At 73.0% G+C, this 466-nt stretch carries 1 protein-coding gene; it reads left to right on the top strand.

Annotated features, from left to right (window positions below; translation table 11 throughout):
* On the top strand, positions 1-466 hold a 466-nt coding region (locus AC5RTT_RS20765), incomplete at both ends, for an HAD family hydrolase (RefSeq protein ID WP_494146737.1).

Here is a 466-nt window from a genome sequence, read left to right as displayed (position 1 = left end):
CGCAGCGGCAAGGGAGGCCAGGCACGACGGCGCCACCCTGCCTGCCGTCCAGGCCTTCCGTTCCGCGCCCGGCGGCGGAGTCCTGGGCACCGTGGAGGGCAGGCTGGTGTTGGCCGGCCGCACGGGGTGGCTTGAGGACAACGGCATTTCACTTACCGGCGGGCAGCGGGAGGTGCTGGCAGCGGCCGAGGCCAGCGGCGCCACAGCCATCTGGGTTGCCGTGGACGGTACCCCGGCCGGCGTGATCAGCCTGCGGGACACCATCAAGGAGGGATCCGCCGCGGCTGTTGCCAGGCTGAAGCACCTGGGGCTGCGCCCCATCCTGCTGACCGGCGACAATGCCGCCGTGGCCGCCCAGGTGGCTGCCGCCGTCGGCATTGATGCAGCGGACGTCTATGCGGGTGTCCTGCCGGAAGGAAAGGTGGAGGCGGTCCGCCGGCTGCAGGCCGGCGGGGCAACGGTGGCC

This window comes from Arthrobacter sp. Y3221157 (assembly GCF_059089865.1).
Note: the sequence above shows the minus strand (reverse complement) of the source record. Positions and strands in the feature narration are given on the sequence as shown.